The sequence below is a fragment of the Streptomyces uncialis genome (assembly GCF_001905345.1).
Classification (GTDB): domain Bacteria; phylum Actinomycetota; class Actinomycetes; order Streptomycetales; family Streptomycetaceae; genus Streptomyces; species Streptomyces uncialis.
In genome coordinates this window covers 318,395-332,504 of the sequence record NZ_LFBV01000008.1, presented here as the reverse complement: position 1 = coordinate 332,504, position 14,110 = coordinate 318,395, and the positions used below count along the sequence as shown (strand labels likewise).

The window sequence follows — 14,110 nt, the reverse complement described above, 5'->3', positions numbered from 1 at the left end:
CTTGGCTGCGCGAAGCCGGTGGGGAGAGGGCGGGCATGGAACGAGAAGGCGGACACAGCACCGGTACCCGTACGGGCCCGAGCCTCGGTACGGGCCCGAGCCTCGGTACGGGGCCGAGCCTCGGTACGGGGCCGAGCCTGGCTACGAGGCCGAGCCTCGGTACGGGGCCGGTGGGCCGGCCGGGCGTGGGCACCGGTGCCGGTGCCGGTGGGACCACAGGTACGGGTACGGGGGCCCGGGCTTCGGCGGCGCGTGCCGGTGAGGCCGGACCCGTCCGGGGCGGAGGCGCGCTGCCGTCGGGCCCGACCGCGCCGAACCGGCGGGGCAGACGGATGCCCCGGGCCGTCCGCGAGCGGCACATGCTCGACGCCGCCGTGCGGGTCTTCGGCCGCCAGGGGTACCGCGCCGCCGCGATGGACGACATAGCGGAGCTCGCCGGGGTCCCCCAGCCGCTCGTCCACCTCTATCTGCGCTCCAAGGAGGACCTTTTCGTCGCCTGCGTCCGCCGGGAGGCGGGTGCGCTGCTGGCCGCCGTGCGAGGCGGCGTACGAGCCGGTGATCCCGCGGAGCGGCAGCTGCGGGACGGGTTGCACGCCTTCTTCCAGCACACCGTCCGCCACCCGGAGGGCTGGGCCGTCCTCCACCTTCACGCCCGTGCCCAAGGGGAATCCTCCGCGGACCAGGTCGTGGCGCTGCGCACGGAGCTCGTCGGGCTCGTCACCCGGCTGATCGTCTCGGCGGCGCGGGACGCGGGGGGCGCCTCGGCGCTCGGACGGCGTGAGGCCGTGGGGCTCGCCCAGGCGCTGGTGGGTGCGGCGGAGTCGCTCGCGGTGTGGGCGGGCGGTGACCCGTCCGTCACGGCCCGCGAAGCGGTGTCCACCCTGATGGACCTCACCTGGCCGGGCCTCGCCCCCCACCTCTCCCCGATACCCCCTTCACCCCCACACCCCCACCCCTGACGGTCCGCCTTCGCTGGCGCTTCCGAGGTCCGTCCGGCTGGACGAACTTATCCCTGTGCGGGTCGCCCGTGGGGTGCGCAGTTCCCCGCAGGTCGCCTTCGCTCGCGCTTCCGAGGTTGCCTGTGCTGGGCGTACTTGTTCCGGCACAGGTCGTTGGTGGGTGCGCAGTTCCCCGCGCCCCTGGGTGGTGCCCCCTTGCGGTCGCTCTTCGGGTGCGGGCCGGTCCTCGTCTTCGCGCGGTTCCCCGCAGGTCGCCTTCGCGTGCGCCTCTGGGTTCCTTGTGCCTGGCGTACTTGTCCCTGTGCCGTAGCTCGTGGGGTGCGCAGTTCCCCGCGCCCCTGGATGCTGCTCCCTTGCGGTCGCTCTTCGGGTGCGGGCCGGTCCTCGTCTTTTGCGCAGTTCCCCGCGCCCCTGGGGGTTCCCCACCTGGGCGTACCTGTTGCCGTGCGGGTACGTCCGTGGGTGCGCAGTTCCCCGCGCCCCTGGGTGGTGCCCCATTACGGTCGCCACTTCGGGTGCGGGGCTGTCCTCGTCTTCGCGCGGTTCCCCGCGCCCCTTTGGGGGCGCCCATCTGGGGCTGTCGTCAGGGTGCGGGCTGTCAGCAATCGGGGCCGGGGTTCAAACCTCCCTCCTCGTGCAGTCGCCCGGCTGCGGGAGGGGGTGGGCGGGAATCTCTGCCCGCAGACTCCGATGCTCTTCAGTAGGGCAAGGGGGACGTCGTACCGAGCGCGTTGGATCGAGGACGGAGAATCCCGACCGGCACCGACCCGAAGGACCGGCAGAACGCGCCCCAAAGGGGCGCGGGGAACTGCGCGAAAACGACGAGCGACGGCACAGGAACGAAGTACGCCCAGCCGGACAGACCTCGCAAGCGCAAGCGAAGGCGACCCGCACAGGAACGGAGTGCGCCCAGCCGGACAGACCTCGGGACCGCAACCGGGGGCGACCCCGGGCGACCCACCAGGCGGGGTGCGCCCCCGCGACCTATCGTGGAAACGAGTGCACCTTCTCCAGAAGGGGCGCACCATGCGCGTACGCTCAGCCGCGGCCACCCTCACCGTGACCGCCGCCCTGCTGGCGCCGGCCCCCGCCGTCTCCCCCTCCGCCTCGTCCGCCCAACCCGACCTGCGGCCCTTCTACAGCCAGCACCTCAGGTGGACCCCCTGCGCCGACCTCCCGATGAACCCGGAGGACATGCGCTGCGCGCACGTGACCGTCCCCCTCGACTACGCCGCCCCCGGCAAGGGCACGGTCAGCATCGCCCTGGCCCGTATCGCGTCCACCTCCGCCCACCCCCGGGGCTCGGTACTGCTGAACTTCGGCGGGCCGGGTGACCCCGGCATCGTCACCCTCGCCGGGTTCGGCCGGACGTTCAACGACCTCACCGACGCGTACGACGTGGTCACCTTCGACCCGCGCGGGGTGGGGCGCAGCTCACCCGTGACCTGTGGCAACGTCCCCCGTCCCGTTTTCACCGGCACCGATCCGGCGGCCCTGCTGAAGAAGGCCGACACGTACTACGACGAGTGCCTGCGCGCCTCCGGCCCCGTCCTCCCGTATGTCGGCACGATCAACGCCGCCCGGGATCTCGACGTCATCCGCGACGCGCTGGGCGACGACAAGCTCAACTATCTCGGCTTCTCGTACGGGACCCGGCTCGGCGCCGTGTACACGGGGGAGTTCCCGCACAAGGTGGGGCGGATGGTCCTCGACGGTGTCGACACCCTCACCGAATCCCTCGCCGAACAGGGGCTGGTGATCGCCGAGGGCCGGCAGACCGCGCTCGACGACTTCGCGACCTGGTGCGCGGGCCGGTCGGACTGTGCCCTCGGCACCAACTCCCGTACCGCCAAGGAGAGCGTCGTCCGGCTGCTGCACCGGATCGAGGAACACCCCATCACCCTCTACGACGGCTCCCTGTTCACCGCGGAGGTTCTGGTCTCGGCACTCAGCGCCACCCTCTACAGCCAGGCCAACTGGCCCTCCCTGAACCGTGCCCTCACCACGCTCATCGACGACAACGACCCGATCCCCCTGCTGGCGACCTCGATGCCCGTGCCGGTCGCGTCGCTCCGCCCCCGGGACGTCGTCCCCGCCGACAACTCGCAGGTCGCGCTGACCGCCGTCAACTGCGCCGACGACCCGGACCGCCTCACCGCCGCCCAACTGTCCGATCCGGTCGCGTACGAACGTCTGCGTGCCGCCTACCTCAAGGCATCGCCCGTCTTCGGTCCCGCCCAGCTCGATCAGCTCCTGTTGTGCGCGGGCCATCCGAAGGGCAGCGACTACGTCCGGTCCGTCCATGACGTCGACACCCCGAAGTTCCTGCTCGTGGGCACCCGGGGCGACCCGGCCACCCCTTACCGGTGGACCGAGGAGACCGCCCGGCGTCTCGGTGACTCCGCCGTCGTCCTCGACAACCGCGGCGAGGGGCACGGCGGATACGTCTCCTCGAAATGCGTCAAACGGACCGTCGACACCTTCTTCCTCGAAGGTGACCTCCCGTCCTCCGGCCAGTCCTGCTCCGCCGAGCCCGTGCCCCCGGACGGCCCCACCGGCTGACCCGTCCGCCCCGGCCCGCGGGACGGTCCGGGACCGATGGGCCCAGCCGTCACGGGACACCGAACGCCCGCAGCACCCCGGTGGCGACGGCCGCGGTGAGCACCGTCACCGCGAAGGGCGCACCGCGCCACGCGAGCACCGCCGCCGCCCCGACCCCCAGCGGCCGGGCCCAGCCCGCGAAGGCCCCGGCCTCCAGGAGGGTGCCGGTCGCCAGCAGGGCCACGAGCAGGACCGCCGCCCCGCGCGCCAGCAGGGTCCTGGTCCGCTCGGACAACTCCACCCGGCCACGCAGGACCGGGCCCACCAGCCGGAAGGCGTAGGTACCCAGCCCGAGGGCCAGCACCGCCACCAGGGTCCCGCTCATCCGCCGCCCTCCTCACGGACGCCGGTCACCGCCGGGCCACCCCCTCCGGAGCCGCCCCCTTCGGCACCGGTCCGCTCCGTACCGGCCGCGTCACCGTTCCGCCCGTCGCCCGGGTCCTCCGGACGGGCCGTGCCGCCCTTGCCGCTTCTGCGGCGCGATGCCAGCAGCCCGGTGAGGGAGAGCAGAACCGGTATGCCCGCCGGGAACAAGGGAGTAGCCGCCAGGGCGACGGCGGCCCCGGCAGTCGCCGCCCTGGCCCCTGACCTGTCCGCGCGCAGGGCGGGAAGCACCAGGGCGAGGAGTACCGCGGGGTACGCGGCGTCCAGTCCGAGACGACCGGGGTCGCCCAGTGCCGTGCCCGCGAGGGCGCCCATGAGGACACCGGCGTTCCACACGGCGAACAGGGCGACGCCGGATATCCAGAACGCGGCCTTCCTGGCCTCCGGGCTCCGCTGGGACAGGGCGAAGGCGGCCGTCTCGTCCGTGACCAGATGGGCGCCGACGAGCCGGGCCGGCCAGGAGCGGCCCAGGGCGTCCGCGACCGCCAGACCGAACGCCGCCGTACGGGTGTTGAGCAGCAGGCCCGTGGCCACGGCGGAGACCGGGCCGCCGCCCGCGAGCAGGATGCCGACCGCGCTGAACTGGGCCGCGCCCGCGAAGACCAGCAGGGACATGGCGACCGGCACCCACAGCGGCAGCCCACCGGCCACCGCGATCGCGCCGAACGACATACCGACCACGCCGTCGGCCAGGCAGACCAGCGCGATGTCCCGCAGGAGCCGGGGCTCGGCGGTCGCGAGCCCCGTTCGGCCCGCACTGCTGAGTGTTCGGTATAGCGAACGCATGTCCCCATCGTGAGGGAGAGGTGTATCGTTCGTCAAGTCGAACGGGCGACTTTTTTGTCGAACGCCGAACGCCGAACGCCGAATGCCGAACGCCGATGCATCGAAGTACCGAAGTACCGAGCGCCTTGGAATCCCCCGGGCCGGTACGTGGAGGAAGACGGAGGCGTCAGCGCCATGGCCCAGCAAACCCCCACGCCCGCCGACGCCCCGCCCCCCGGCGCCCCCACCGGCACCCCGGTCCCCGCCGCACCTGCCTCCGCCTCCGCCCCCGCTCCCGCCGCCCCCGCCGCCCCCGGCCCCCCGCGTGCCCCCCTCGCGCACATCGCCGAGGCCCTGCGGCGGGAGCGCACCCGGCTGGAGGTGTCCCTGTCCGAGTTGGCCAAGCGCGCCGGGATCGCCAAGTCCACGCTGTCGCAGCTGGAGTCGGGCAGCGGCAACCCGAGCGTCGAGACCCTCTGGGCCCTGAGCGTCGCCCTGGACGTGCCGTTCAGCCGTCTCGTCGAGCCGGTCCGGACGACGGTGCAGGTCATCCGGGCGGGGGAGGGCCCCGCCGTACCCTCCGAACGTGCGGACTACGTCGCCACCCTGCTGTCGTCCAGTCCGCCGGGCGTCCGCCGTGATCTCTACTTCCTCCAGGTGGAGCCGGGCTCCCCCAGGGAGTCGGCGCCGCACATGTCCGGCACCGTCGAACATCTCGTCGTGGGCGCGGGCCGGGTCCTCGCGGGCCCGCGGGACGCGCCGGTCGAGCTGGGGCCCGGCGACTACGTCTCGTACCCGGGTGATGTACCGCATCTCTGCGAGGCGCTGGAGCCCGGCACCACTTGTGTGATGGTCATGCAGCACGGCTGACGGCCCGCGAGAAACACGAAAGGGCCGGGGCATCCCATGCCCCGGCCCGGCATGTCCGGCGGTCCGGTCCCCCGGCCCGCCGGTCGGTCAGACCCTCGCGAACCGCCACTCCTGCTGCTCCTTGCCGGAGCAGTGGGACTGGACGGCCTGGGCCCCGTCGCGCGGGTCGTCCCGGAGCACGGCGAGGCAGTGGCCGCTGTGCTCGACCTGGAGGGCGAACGTGTCGCCGGGGCCGGGGACCATGCGCCAGCGCTGGTTGGAGGAGCCCGTGCAGTCCCACTGGATCAGCTGGGCCTCCTCGGCGAGCGCGGCGCCGCGTACGTCCAGGCACTTCCCGCTGTTCACCGAGCGGATCTCGAACATGTCCGGGGCGGCCGGGGACACCGCCACCTCCCACGCCTGGTTGGGGGCGCCCAGACACGTCCACTGGACGACCGGGGCGTCGTTCTCGTGGGCGGACTCGGCGACGTCCAGACACTTGCCGCCGAAGGCCGACCGGATCTCGTAGGGGCCGGGCGGGACCTCGGCCGCCGACACGGGGGCCGACACCGCGGTCACCAGCGCTCCCGCCGCCAGAACTCCGCACAACAGGGAACGCACCCTCATACCGATCCTTCCGCTGAAACACGCCGGTCCGCCCCGCCCTGCCGGCGGAACGGACGTCTACCGGAGTGAATCTGGCACACCGGTGCCCGGCACAAACCGAAGGCGGACCCGGGGCGGAAGCGCGGGCCGGTGATGGCGCGGCGCGGGGCGCCCGCGCGCCGGTGCGGGGGGCCGCCCGCACGCCCCCGGCATGTCCCCGGGCACGCCGGAGCGGTACGGATACGTCCAGAGGCCGCCGGGGACCGCCCGCCCGGGGAGCTCCCGCGGACCCGCCCCCGGAGGGCCCGCCCTGACCGGGCCGACCGGAGCCGGGCCGACCCGGCGCCGCCCGGAAACGGGCAGGAGCCCCGCTTCCCGCCGCAGGCTGCGGGGGAGCGGGGCTCCTTGGGTACTGCTATCCGTTCCGAAGATCAGCTCCCGAGTGGCCTCGGGACCCCGATTTACAGCGGGGTGACGTTCTCCGCCTGCGGGCCCTTCGGGCCCTGCGTGACGTCGAAGTTCACGGCCTGGTTCTCCTCAAGGGAGCGGAACCCAGCCGCGTTGATCGCGGAGTAGTGGACGAAGACGTCGGGGCCTCCGCCTTCCTGGGCGATGAATCCAAAGCCCTTTTCGGCATTGAACCACTTCACGGTTCCGGTAGCCATAAGCCCTCCTTGGGCCAAAGGGTTGCCCTGCTCCAGAACCTGCTGTTGTAACAACTGCAAAAGTCTGAAAACGACAAAAGCCTGCGGGTCACATGCTCCGCAGGCTTTGTACTGCAAGGGAAACCAAACTGCAACTTGCGGCGAGCTTAGCACGAGGGCGCCCGAAAGCGATAGAGGCCAAGATCACGGCACCGGGATGTTTGAACCGGGGTGCCGACTCGGCGTACATGGCCGCCAATCGGCGGCAAACCGCCACGGCATAAGCCTGGCGCACACTCCGGGATAACGCCCCGGGTGCCGTCACCGTACCCGCTCGCCCCACTGCGTCCCGTACGGCGCCCCGGGAGCTAGCCTCACGATGTGGACAATTCTCCCGCGGAACCCCTGTCAGGCCCGGACGCCGCCGCTCGACGGGACCCTGACCGCACCCGGCCCCGGGTCGGACACATCCAGTTCCTCAACTGCGTACCCCTGTACTGGGGGCTCGCGCGGACCGGCGCGCTCCTCGATCTGGAGCTGACGAAGGACACCCCGGAGAAGCTCAGCCGGCGGTTGATCGAGGGGGATCTGGACATCGGTCCGGTGACCCTCGTCGAGTTCCTGAAGCACGCGGACGAACTGGTCGCGCTGCCCGACATCGCCGTCGGCTGCGACGGGCCGGTGATGTCCTGCGTGATCGTCTCCCAGGTGCCGCTCGACCAGCTCGACCGGGCCCGGGTCGCCCTCGGTTCCACCTCGCGGACCTCGGTGCGCCTGGCCCAGCTCCTGCTCTCCGACCGGTACGGCGTGCGGCCCGACTACTACTCCTGCCCCCCGGACCTCGGGGTGATGATGCAGGAGGCCGACGCGGCCGTGCTGATCGGCGACGCCGCCCTGCGCGCCCATCTGCACTACGCGCCCCGGCTCGGACTGGAGGTCCACGACCTGGGCGCGATGTGGAAGGAGTGGACGGGACTGCCGTTCGTGTTCGCGGTGTGGGCGGTGCGCCGGGACTATCTGGAGCGGCGGCCCGACATCGTCCGCAAGGTGCACCAGGCGTTCCTCGCGTCGCGTGATCTGTCGCTGGAGGAGGTCACGAAGGTGGCCGAGCAGGCGGCCCGCTGGGAGGCGTTCGACGCGGAGGTGCTGGAACGGTACTTCCGTACGCTCGACTTCCGGTTCGCCGGGCCGCAGCTGGCGGCGGTCGGTGAGTTCGCCCGCCGGGTGGGCGCGACCACCGGCTTCGCGCCGGATGTGAAGGTCGAACTCCTGACTCCGTGACGCCGCGTGTACGGACCGTGCGATGTGCGCGGTCCGATGTGCGCGGTCCGATACGCGTCGTGCGCGGTGTGTCGTGAACCGTGTGCCGTGCGTCGCGGCCGTCGGCGGCGGTTATCGGCGGGCGCCGACGGCAATGGCGGAGGGCCTCTATTCCCGGCCTTCCAAAGGTCACGCACAACGTCACGCACAACGTCACGGACAAGGCCACCGACAAGGTCACCGGCAAGGCCCGGCAGGTCACCGGCATGGTCGTCGGCCGTCGCGCCCGGGACGTTCCCCCGGTACCCGCCCGTGCCCTCCGTCGGGGTCACGGGCGGGCGTGATTCACGGACCCGCCCTGACGGCGGGGAATTCACCGGGACGGCGCCGGGCAATTACCTTTCCCGTTCCGTACGGGGTGCGGGAGCGGCGTCCGGGCCGGAATGCGTCGGGATTCCGGGGCGACCGGTTCGCGGCATCTGACCGGCTTACCCGGAACCGGCGGTGAGGGCGCGTCAGCGAAGGCCCGTCCCGTCGAGCGGTGGGGCCCGGACCGCCCGCCGGGGGCGGACGCCCGTCGTACCGGGGCCGGGCGCACTACCCTGCTTGGGGCGTAGCCATGTGTTTCTGGGGGGAGGCCACCGCCGTGCAGCCGGACACCGTGCGACCACTGGATTCCGACGAGCCGACCACCATCGGCCCCTACCGGCTGCTCGGCCGGCTGGGCGCGGGCGGGATGGGCCGGGTCTATCTCGGCCGCAGCGCGGGCGGGCGGACCGTCGCCGTCAAGGTGGTGCATCCGCACTTCGCGCTGGACGAGGAGTTCCGCGCCCGGTTCCGCCGGGAGGTGGAGGCCGCCCGGCGGGTCGGCGGCGACTGGACGGCGCCGGTCCTGGACGCGGACCCCACCGCCGCGGTGCCCTGGGTGGCGACCGGGTATGTCGCGGGGCCCTCGCTGGCGAGTGCCGTGGACGGACCGGACGGACCCGTCCCGCTGCCCCCGCACACGGTGCGGGTCATGGGCGCGGGGCTCGCCGAGGCGCTGGCCCGGGTGCACGGCCTCGGGCTGGTGCACCGCGATGTGAAACCGTCGAACGTCCTGCTCACCCTCGACGGTCCCCGGCTGATCGACTTCGGTATCGCCCGCGCCACCGACGGCACCGCGTCCCTCACCTCGACCGGTGTCTCCATCGGCTCACCCGGCTACATGGCCCCCGAACAGATCCTCGGCCGGGGTGTCACGGGCGCCGCCGACCTGTTCTCGCTCGGCGCGGTCCTCGCGTACGGCGCCACCGGCCGCTCACCGTTCCCCGGGGACTCCTCGGCCTCGCTGCTCTACCACGTCGTCCACGGCACCCCGGAGCTGTCCGGGGTGCCCGACGGGCTGCGGGACGTCGTCGCCGCGTGTCTGGCCAAGGACCCGGCCGACCGTCCCGGCGCCGGGGAACTCGTACGGCTGCTCACCCCGGAGGGACCCGCCCGGCCCGTGGCGGCGGGCTGGCTGCCCGGACCGCTGGTCGCCCAGGTCAGCAGGGCGGCCGTACGGCTGCTGGATCTGGAGGCGGCCGAGGTGGCCCCGCCCGCGACACCCATGGGCAGCCCGGCCTCGGGCGCCTCGTACGCGGGCCCACCGCCCGTCGGCGGGTCCGGGCCCGTGCCGTTCAGCAGCCCGTCCTTGGGCGCGCCCACCGGCGGCGGACCCGTCGCCCTCGGGGAGTTCGGCCCGCCGGACCCCTCGCTCATGGCCCGCCCGCCCGGTGCCGGAGCGGGCGGGGACGGGACCGCGACCCCCGGCCGGTTCTCGCTGACCCTGGCCGCCGCGCGGACCCGTGGCGCCGACGGCCGCGGCCGTCGGCTGAGCTGCTCGGTCGCGCTCGCCGTCGCGGGGGCCCTCGCCGCGGTGACGTTCGGGGCGCTGCTCATGCCCGGACTGCTGCCCGGCGACGACGGCGACCGCAAGGACGGCGGTATGGCCGATGGCGCGCGGCCGAGCGCCGCGGACCCTGCCGTGCCGGACCGTTTCCTCGGCACCTGGGAGGGCAGCGGGACGGGCCTGTCCGGCACCCTGCCGATGGGCACTTTTACCGTGACGGTCCGTCAGGGCGCCGAGGGGGCAGCGTTCGGTACGTTCCGGCAGGTCGACCCGATCGGCGGGATCTGCGAGAACGTCCTGATCCTGCGTGAGGCCGGGCCGGAGCGCGTCGTCGCGACGGGCCGCCCCAAGAAGTCCAACCCGCCCCAGTGCACGACCGGCGACCACGAGGTACGGCTCGAACCGGTCGGCGAGGGCGGCTTGTCCTACGCGTCGGACAACGCCCGCGCGGGCAACCCGACGGCCCGGCTCTCGAAGATGTCGTGACCCCCTACGGCCCGTGATCCCTGCGGCCCGTGACCTCCGCGACTCATGCCCCCTGCGGCCTGTCACCCCCACGACCCGTCACCGTGGGGTCCGTCACCGTCGGGTCCGTCACCGTGGGTGGTCCGTCAGGACGCGCAGGTGTCGACGCCGCGTCGCGTGGCCAGCTCGTACGTCTGCCACACGCCTGTGTCGCTGAGCCGCAGCCGGGTCTCGTAGTGGATCTGCGCGTCGGCGCCCGCCGGGGTGCGGTCGACCGCGCCGGTCGCGCGGTCCTCGCGGAACAGTTCCGACTCGTCGGCGCAGAACGACAGCGCGGCCGTGCCCTTCCCGGGGGCGTCCACGCGCGGGTCGGGCATCGCGAGTTCGGGCCGGTGGTAGCGGACGAAGCCGCTGCGGGACTCCCCGGCCCCGGCGACGCCCCGTACATGCGCCTTGGCGGCCGACAGGGCCCGGCCGGTGAAGTAGAACGCCAGCGCGTCGGTGTCGGTGCCCCCGCGCGCGATGGCGTCCAGTACGACGGTCTGCGCGTGGCCCGCGTCCGCCATCGCCCGGTCGCGGTCCGGGTCGTGGGCGCGCCAGAGTTCGAACCGCTCCACGAGGCCGGCGGGCAGGGTGAGGTCCGGCCGGGCCGTGGCACCCGTGCCGGCAGCGTCCTCGGCGGGGGTGACCGTGGCGGGTGCGGCTGGTGCCGAGGGGCGGTCCGACGGGGCCGGTGTACCGCTCCGGGCCGGGGCGGCGCGCTCACCCTCGTCCGTGGCGCCGCTCCCGCACCCCGTCAGCGACAGGGCCGCCGCCACGCCGAACGCGGCGGTTCCCCGCAACGCGCGGCGCTGTCCGCCCGGACCGGTCCCGGCTAACGTACGCATCTCTTGTGGCCCCGTTCCGAAGGGCTCCGGTACGGACCGGAGCGTGGTGGTCGATCTCGTGCACGGTGACGTCCCGTGGACGGCACCGGTTCCCGCGAGCGCGGTGGAACCGGTGGGCGGCGGGGTACGGGGCGTTCGGGCGTACGGGACGCCCGCGCGGGACGGTACGGACGCGGCACGCGCGCGTGCCGGACGGAGCACGACGAGCGGACCGGGGGTGGGGCGGGGTGAGCGGGGGGACCGTGCTGGTGACGGGGGCCGCGGCGGTGTGGGGACTGGCCGTCGGGGCGCTGCTGCCCCGGCCCGCCTACCGGCTGGCGGTGGACCCGGACGACGACTGGCACGACCACTGCCCGCACGGCGGTCCACTGGCCTCCGGCGGCCGGGGCTGGCTGGGTCCGGCGCGCTGCGCCGACGGCTGGTTCGGCCCGCGGACCCCGCTGGTCATGGCGGTCACGGCGGCGCTCTGCGCACTGCTCGCGGGCGCCACCGGGGCGCGGCCGGAGCTGGCCGTGTGGCTGCTGGCCGCTCCGGTCGGGGTGCTGCTCGCGCTGGTCGACCTGTCGGTCCGGCGGCTGCCCGATGTGCTGACCCTGCCGCTGGCCGGGGGCGCGGTGCTGCTGCTGGGGGCCGCCGCGCTGCTGCCGGGGCACGGGGGCCACTGGCTCGGCGCGGTCCTCGGCGCGGTGGCCGTGGGCGCCGGGTTCCTCGTCCTGTTCCTGGTGAACCCGGACGGGCTGGGCTTCGGCGATGTGAAGCTCGCGCCCGCCCTCGGGGCCGTCCTCGGCTGGTACGGCTGGGGCGCCGTGTTCGTGGGGACGTTCGCGGGGTTCCTGTTCGCCACGCTGTACGGGGTGGTGCTGGTCGTCCTCGGCCGGGCGACCCGCCGTACCCCCGTCCCGTTCGGCCCGTTCCTCCTCGCGGGCGCGCTGGTCGGCGTCCTGCTCGGCGGGTACGCGGGGTGACCGCCGCGCCGGACCGGGCCGACCGCCGCGCGGGACCGGGGTCGCGTCCCGTCCGGACCAGCCGGTACGAAGCGCTGTCACCGGCCTGACGTACGCTGGATCGGACCACCCACCCCCTGCCGAAAGGGACGACCCCGGTGACCGAGAAGGCCGGCCTTCAGCCCATCCTCGACCGCGCCGCGGCGGGTGGCCGTATCACCCCCGAGGAAGCCCTCGACCTGTACCGGGACGCTCCGTTGCACGCCCTGGGCTCCGCCGCCGACGCCGCCCGCCGGCTGCGCTACGCGGGGACCGAGCACATCGCGACGTACATCATCGAGCGGAACATCAACTACACCAATGTGTGTGTGACCGCCTGCAAGTTCTGCGCCTTCTACGCGGCCCCCAAGGATACGAAGAAGAGCTGGACGCGCGATCTCGACGACATCCTGCGGCGCTGCGCGGAGACCGTCGAACTGGGCGGCACCCAGATCATGTTCCAGGGCGGGCATCACCCGGACTTCGGCGTCGAGTACTACGAGAAGCACTTCGCGGCCATCAAGCAGGCGTACCCGCAGCTCGTCATCCACTCGCTGGGCGCCTCCGAGGTCGAGCACATGGCCCGGATCTCCGAGGTCTCCGTGGAGGAGGCCGTCACCCGTATCCACGCGGCCGGTCTCGACTCGTTCGCCGGGGCCGGGGCGGAGCTGCTGCCCGCGCGTCCGCGCAAGGCGATCGCCCCGCTGAAGGAGAGCGGCGAGCGCTGGCTGGAGATCATGGAGATCGCGCACGGCCTGGGCGTGGAGTCCACCTCCACGATGCTCATGGGCACCGGCGAGACCAACGCCGAGCGCATCGAGCACCTGAGCATGATCCGCGACGTACAGGACCGGACGGGCGGCTTCCGCGCCTTCATCCCGTACACGTACCAGCCGGAGAACAACCGGCTCAAGGGCCGCACCCAGGCCACCCTCTTCGAGTACCTGCGCATCATCGCCGTGGCCCGGCTCTTCTTCGACAACGTCGCCCATATCCAGGGCTCCTGGCTGACCACGGGCAAGGAGGTCGGCCAGCTGTCGCTGCACTACGGCGCCGACGACCTCGGTTCAATCATGCTGGAGGAGAACGTCGTCTCGTCGGCCGGGGCCAAGCACCGCTCCAACCGGCTGGAGATCATCGACCTGATCCGCAAGGCCGGACGCGTCCCCGCGCAGCGCGCCACCACCTACGAGCACCTGCTCGTGCACGACGACCCGGCGAACGACCCGGTCGACGACCGCGTCCAGTCCCACATCTCGTCCACCGCGATCGCCGGGGGCACCGCGCACCCCGAGCTCAAGCTCCTCGCGCCCAACTGACCGCCCGTGCTCACCCTGCACACCGGCCGGGCACTGGTCCTCTCCTGGGACGGCGGTACGCCTCTGCCCGGCGGCGCGGTCGCCGTCCAGGGGGACCGGATCGCCGCCGTCGGCACCCTGGACGAACTGCGCGCCCGGTTCCCGCAGGCCCGGGTGCGCAGCTGGCCCGGCGTGCTCGGGCCCGGCCGCACGCACGGCGGGGCGCTGCCCGCCGCGCCCTCCCCGCGGGAGCGGGTGCACGCCGTACTGAAGACGGGCGGTGTCGCGGTGACCGCGGGCGCGGTCACCGATCCGGCGCTGCGGGCCGCCGCCGCGCGCGCGGGTGTGCTCGTGCTCCCCGCCGAACAGCCGGTCGCGCTCGCGGAGTCCGGGCGCGCGGACCTCGCGGTGTTCGACGCGGACCCCGGCGCCCCCGGGCGCCCCGCCGCCGACGCGGAAGCCGTGGTCACGGTCTGCGCGGGCCGGATCGTGCACCGCAGACACTGAGCACCCCCGCCGAGCCCTGGGGGCGGCCC

General features: G+C 73.6%; 12 protein-coding genes and 1 pseudogene. 8 read left to right on the top strand and 5 right to left on the bottom strand.

The window, feature by feature from the left end; translation table 11 throughout:
- Positions 1–35 precede the first annotated feature (35 nt).
- Both AB852_RS28000 and AB852_RS27995 read left to right on the top strand, forming a co-directional pair.
- Positions 36–959 carry a TetR/AcrR family transcriptional regulator gene (locus AB852_RS28000; protein ID WP_425444192.1) on the top strand — a complete coding sequence of 308 codons (924 nt, stop codon included), beginning with the start codon at positions 36–38 and terminating at the stop codon, positions 957–959.
- 1,026 nt (positions 960–1,985) lie between these two features.
- Positions 1,986–3,521, top strand: a complete 1,536-nt coding sequence (locus tag AB852_RS27995) for an alpha/beta hydrolase (protein ID WP_073793096.1) — start codon at positions 1,986–1,988, stop codon at positions 3,519–3,521.
- A 49-nt stretch (positions 3,522–3,570) separates the two neighbouring features.
- Here the strand turns inward: AB852_RS27995 and AB852_RS27990 are convergent, their stop codons facing one another.
- Entirely contained in the window at positions 3,571–3,885 is a 315-nt protein-coding gene (locus AB852_RS27990; RefSeq protein WP_073792978.1) for an AzlD domain-containing protein, read from the bottom strand.
- Positions 3,886–4,022: 137 nt separating this feature from the next.
- A pseudogene (locus AB852_RS27985) lies at positions 4,023–4,730 on the bottom strand (AzlC family ABC transporter permease); the annotation flags it as partial.
- A 174-nt stretch (positions 4,731–4,904) separates the two neighbouring features.
- Here AB852_RS27985 and AB852_RS27980 point away from each other — a divergent pair.
- A complete protein-coding gene (locus tag AB852_RS27980; protein ID WP_079184971.1) occupies positions 4,905–5,579 on the top strand; it encodes a helix-turn-helix domain-containing protein in 675 nt (224 codons plus the stop codon).
- 87 nt (positions 5,580–5,666) lie between these two features.
- Here the strand turns inward: AB852_RS27980 and AB852_RS27975 are convergent, their stop codons facing one another.
- Both AB852_RS27975 and AB852_RS27970 read right to left on the bottom strand, forming a co-directional pair.
- The gene (locus tag AB852_RS27975) at positions 5,667–6,185 is read right to left on the bottom strand and encodes an RICIN domain-containing protein (protein ID WP_079184970.1); all 519 of its coding nucleotides are present in this window, start codon (positions 6,183–6,185) and stop codon (positions 5,667–5,669) included.
- A gap of 440 nt (positions 6,186–6,625) precedes the next feature.
- On the bottom strand, positions 6,626–6,829 hold the full coding sequence (locus tag AB852_RS27970) for a cold-shock protein (protein WP_073792976.1): 204 nt from the start codon (positions 6,827–6,829) through the stop codon (positions 6,626–6,628).
- 384 nt (positions 6,830–7,213) lie between these two features.
- On the opposite strand from AB852_RS27970, the gene AB852_RS27965 reads away from it, so the two are divergent.
- Together AB852_RS27965 and AB852_RS27960 are read left to right on the top strand one after the other, a co-directional pair.
- A complete protein-coding gene (locus AB852_RS27965) occupies positions 7,214–8,089 on the top strand; it encodes a menaquinone biosynthetic enzyme MqnA/MqnD family protein (RefSeq protein WP_073793094.1) in 876 nt (291 codons plus the stop codon).
- Positions 8,090–8,687: 598 nt separating this feature from the next.
- On the top strand, positions 8,688–10,427 hold the full coding sequence (locus AB852_RS27960; protein ID WP_245876949.1) for a serine/threonine-protein kinase: 1,740 nt from the start codon (positions 8,688–8,690) through the stop codon (positions 10,425–10,427).
- A 125-nt stretch (positions 10,428–10,552) separates the two neighbouring features.
- Here AB852_RS27960 and AB852_RS27955 read toward each other — a convergent pair whose 3' ends face one another.
- Positions 10,553–11,293 (bottom strand): hypothetical protein, encoded by a 741-nt coding sequence (locus AB852_RS27955; protein ID WP_143201292.1) that lies wholly within the window; start codon positions 11,291–11,293, stop codon positions 10,553–10,555.
- Between the two features lie 227 nt (positions 11,294–11,520).
- Here AB852_RS27955 and AB852_RS27950 point away from each other — a divergent pair, with 227 nt between their 5' ends.
- The 3 genes from AB852_RS27950 to AB852_RS27940 all read left to right on the top strand — a co-directional run bounded on the left by AB852_RS27950 (position 11,521) and on the right by AB852_RS27940 (position 14,081).
- Complete coding sequence (locus tag AB852_RS27950) at positions 11,521–12,258, top strand: prepilin peptidase (RefSeq protein WP_073792974.1); 738 nt, start codon at positions 11,521–11,523, stop codon at positions 12,256–12,258.
- Between the two features lie 137 nt (positions 12,259–12,395).
- Complete coding sequence (gene mqnC / locus AB852_RS27945) at positions 12,396–13,595, top strand: cyclic dehypoxanthinyl futalosine synthase (RefSeq protein WP_073792973.1); 1,200 nt, start codon at positions 12,396–12,398, stop codon at positions 13,593–13,595.
- Between the two features lie 6 nt (positions 13,596–13,601).
- Positions 13,602–14,081 (top strand): imidazolonepropionase-like domain-containing protein, encoded by a 480-nt coding sequence (locus tag AB852_RS27940; protein ID WP_073792972.1) that lies wholly within the window; start codon positions 13,602–13,604, stop codon positions 14,079–14,081.
- The last annotated feature ends 29 nt before the right edge of the window (positions 14,082–14,110 follow it).

Coding starts and splice junctions, on each gene's coding strand:
- AB852_RS27975 (WP_079184970.1), bottom strand. CDS start 6,185: ATGAGGGTGCGTTCCCTGTTGTGCGGAGTTCTGGCGGCGGGAGCGCTG.
- AB852_RS27995 (WP_073793096.1), top strand. CDS start 1,986: ATGCGCGTACGCTCAGCCGCGGCCACCCTCACCGTGACCGCCGCCCTG.
- AB852_RS27955 (WP_143201292.1), bottom strand. CDS start 11,293: ATGCGTACGTTAGCCGGGACCGGTCCGGGCGGACAGCGCCGCGCGTTG.
- AB852_RS27990 (WP_073792978.1), bottom strand. CDS start 3,885: ATGAGCGGGACCCTGGTGGCGGTGCTGGCCCTCGGGCTGGGTACCTAC.
- AB852_RS27980 (WP_079184971.1), top strand. CDS start 4,905: ATGGCCCAGCAAACCCCCACGCCCGCCGACGCCCCGCCCCCCGGCGCC.
- AB852_RS27970 (WP_073792976.1), bottom strand. CDS start 6,829: ATGGCTACCGGAACCGTGAAGTGGTTCAATGCCGAAAAGGGCTTTGGA.
- AB852_RS27960 (WP_245876949.1), top strand. CDS start 8,688: ATGTGTTTCTGGGGGGAGGCCACCGCCGTGCAGCCGGACACCGTGCGA.
- AB852_RS28000 (WP_425444192.1), top strand. CDS start 36: ATGGAACGAGAAGGCGGACACAGCACCGGTACCCGTACGGGCCCGAGC.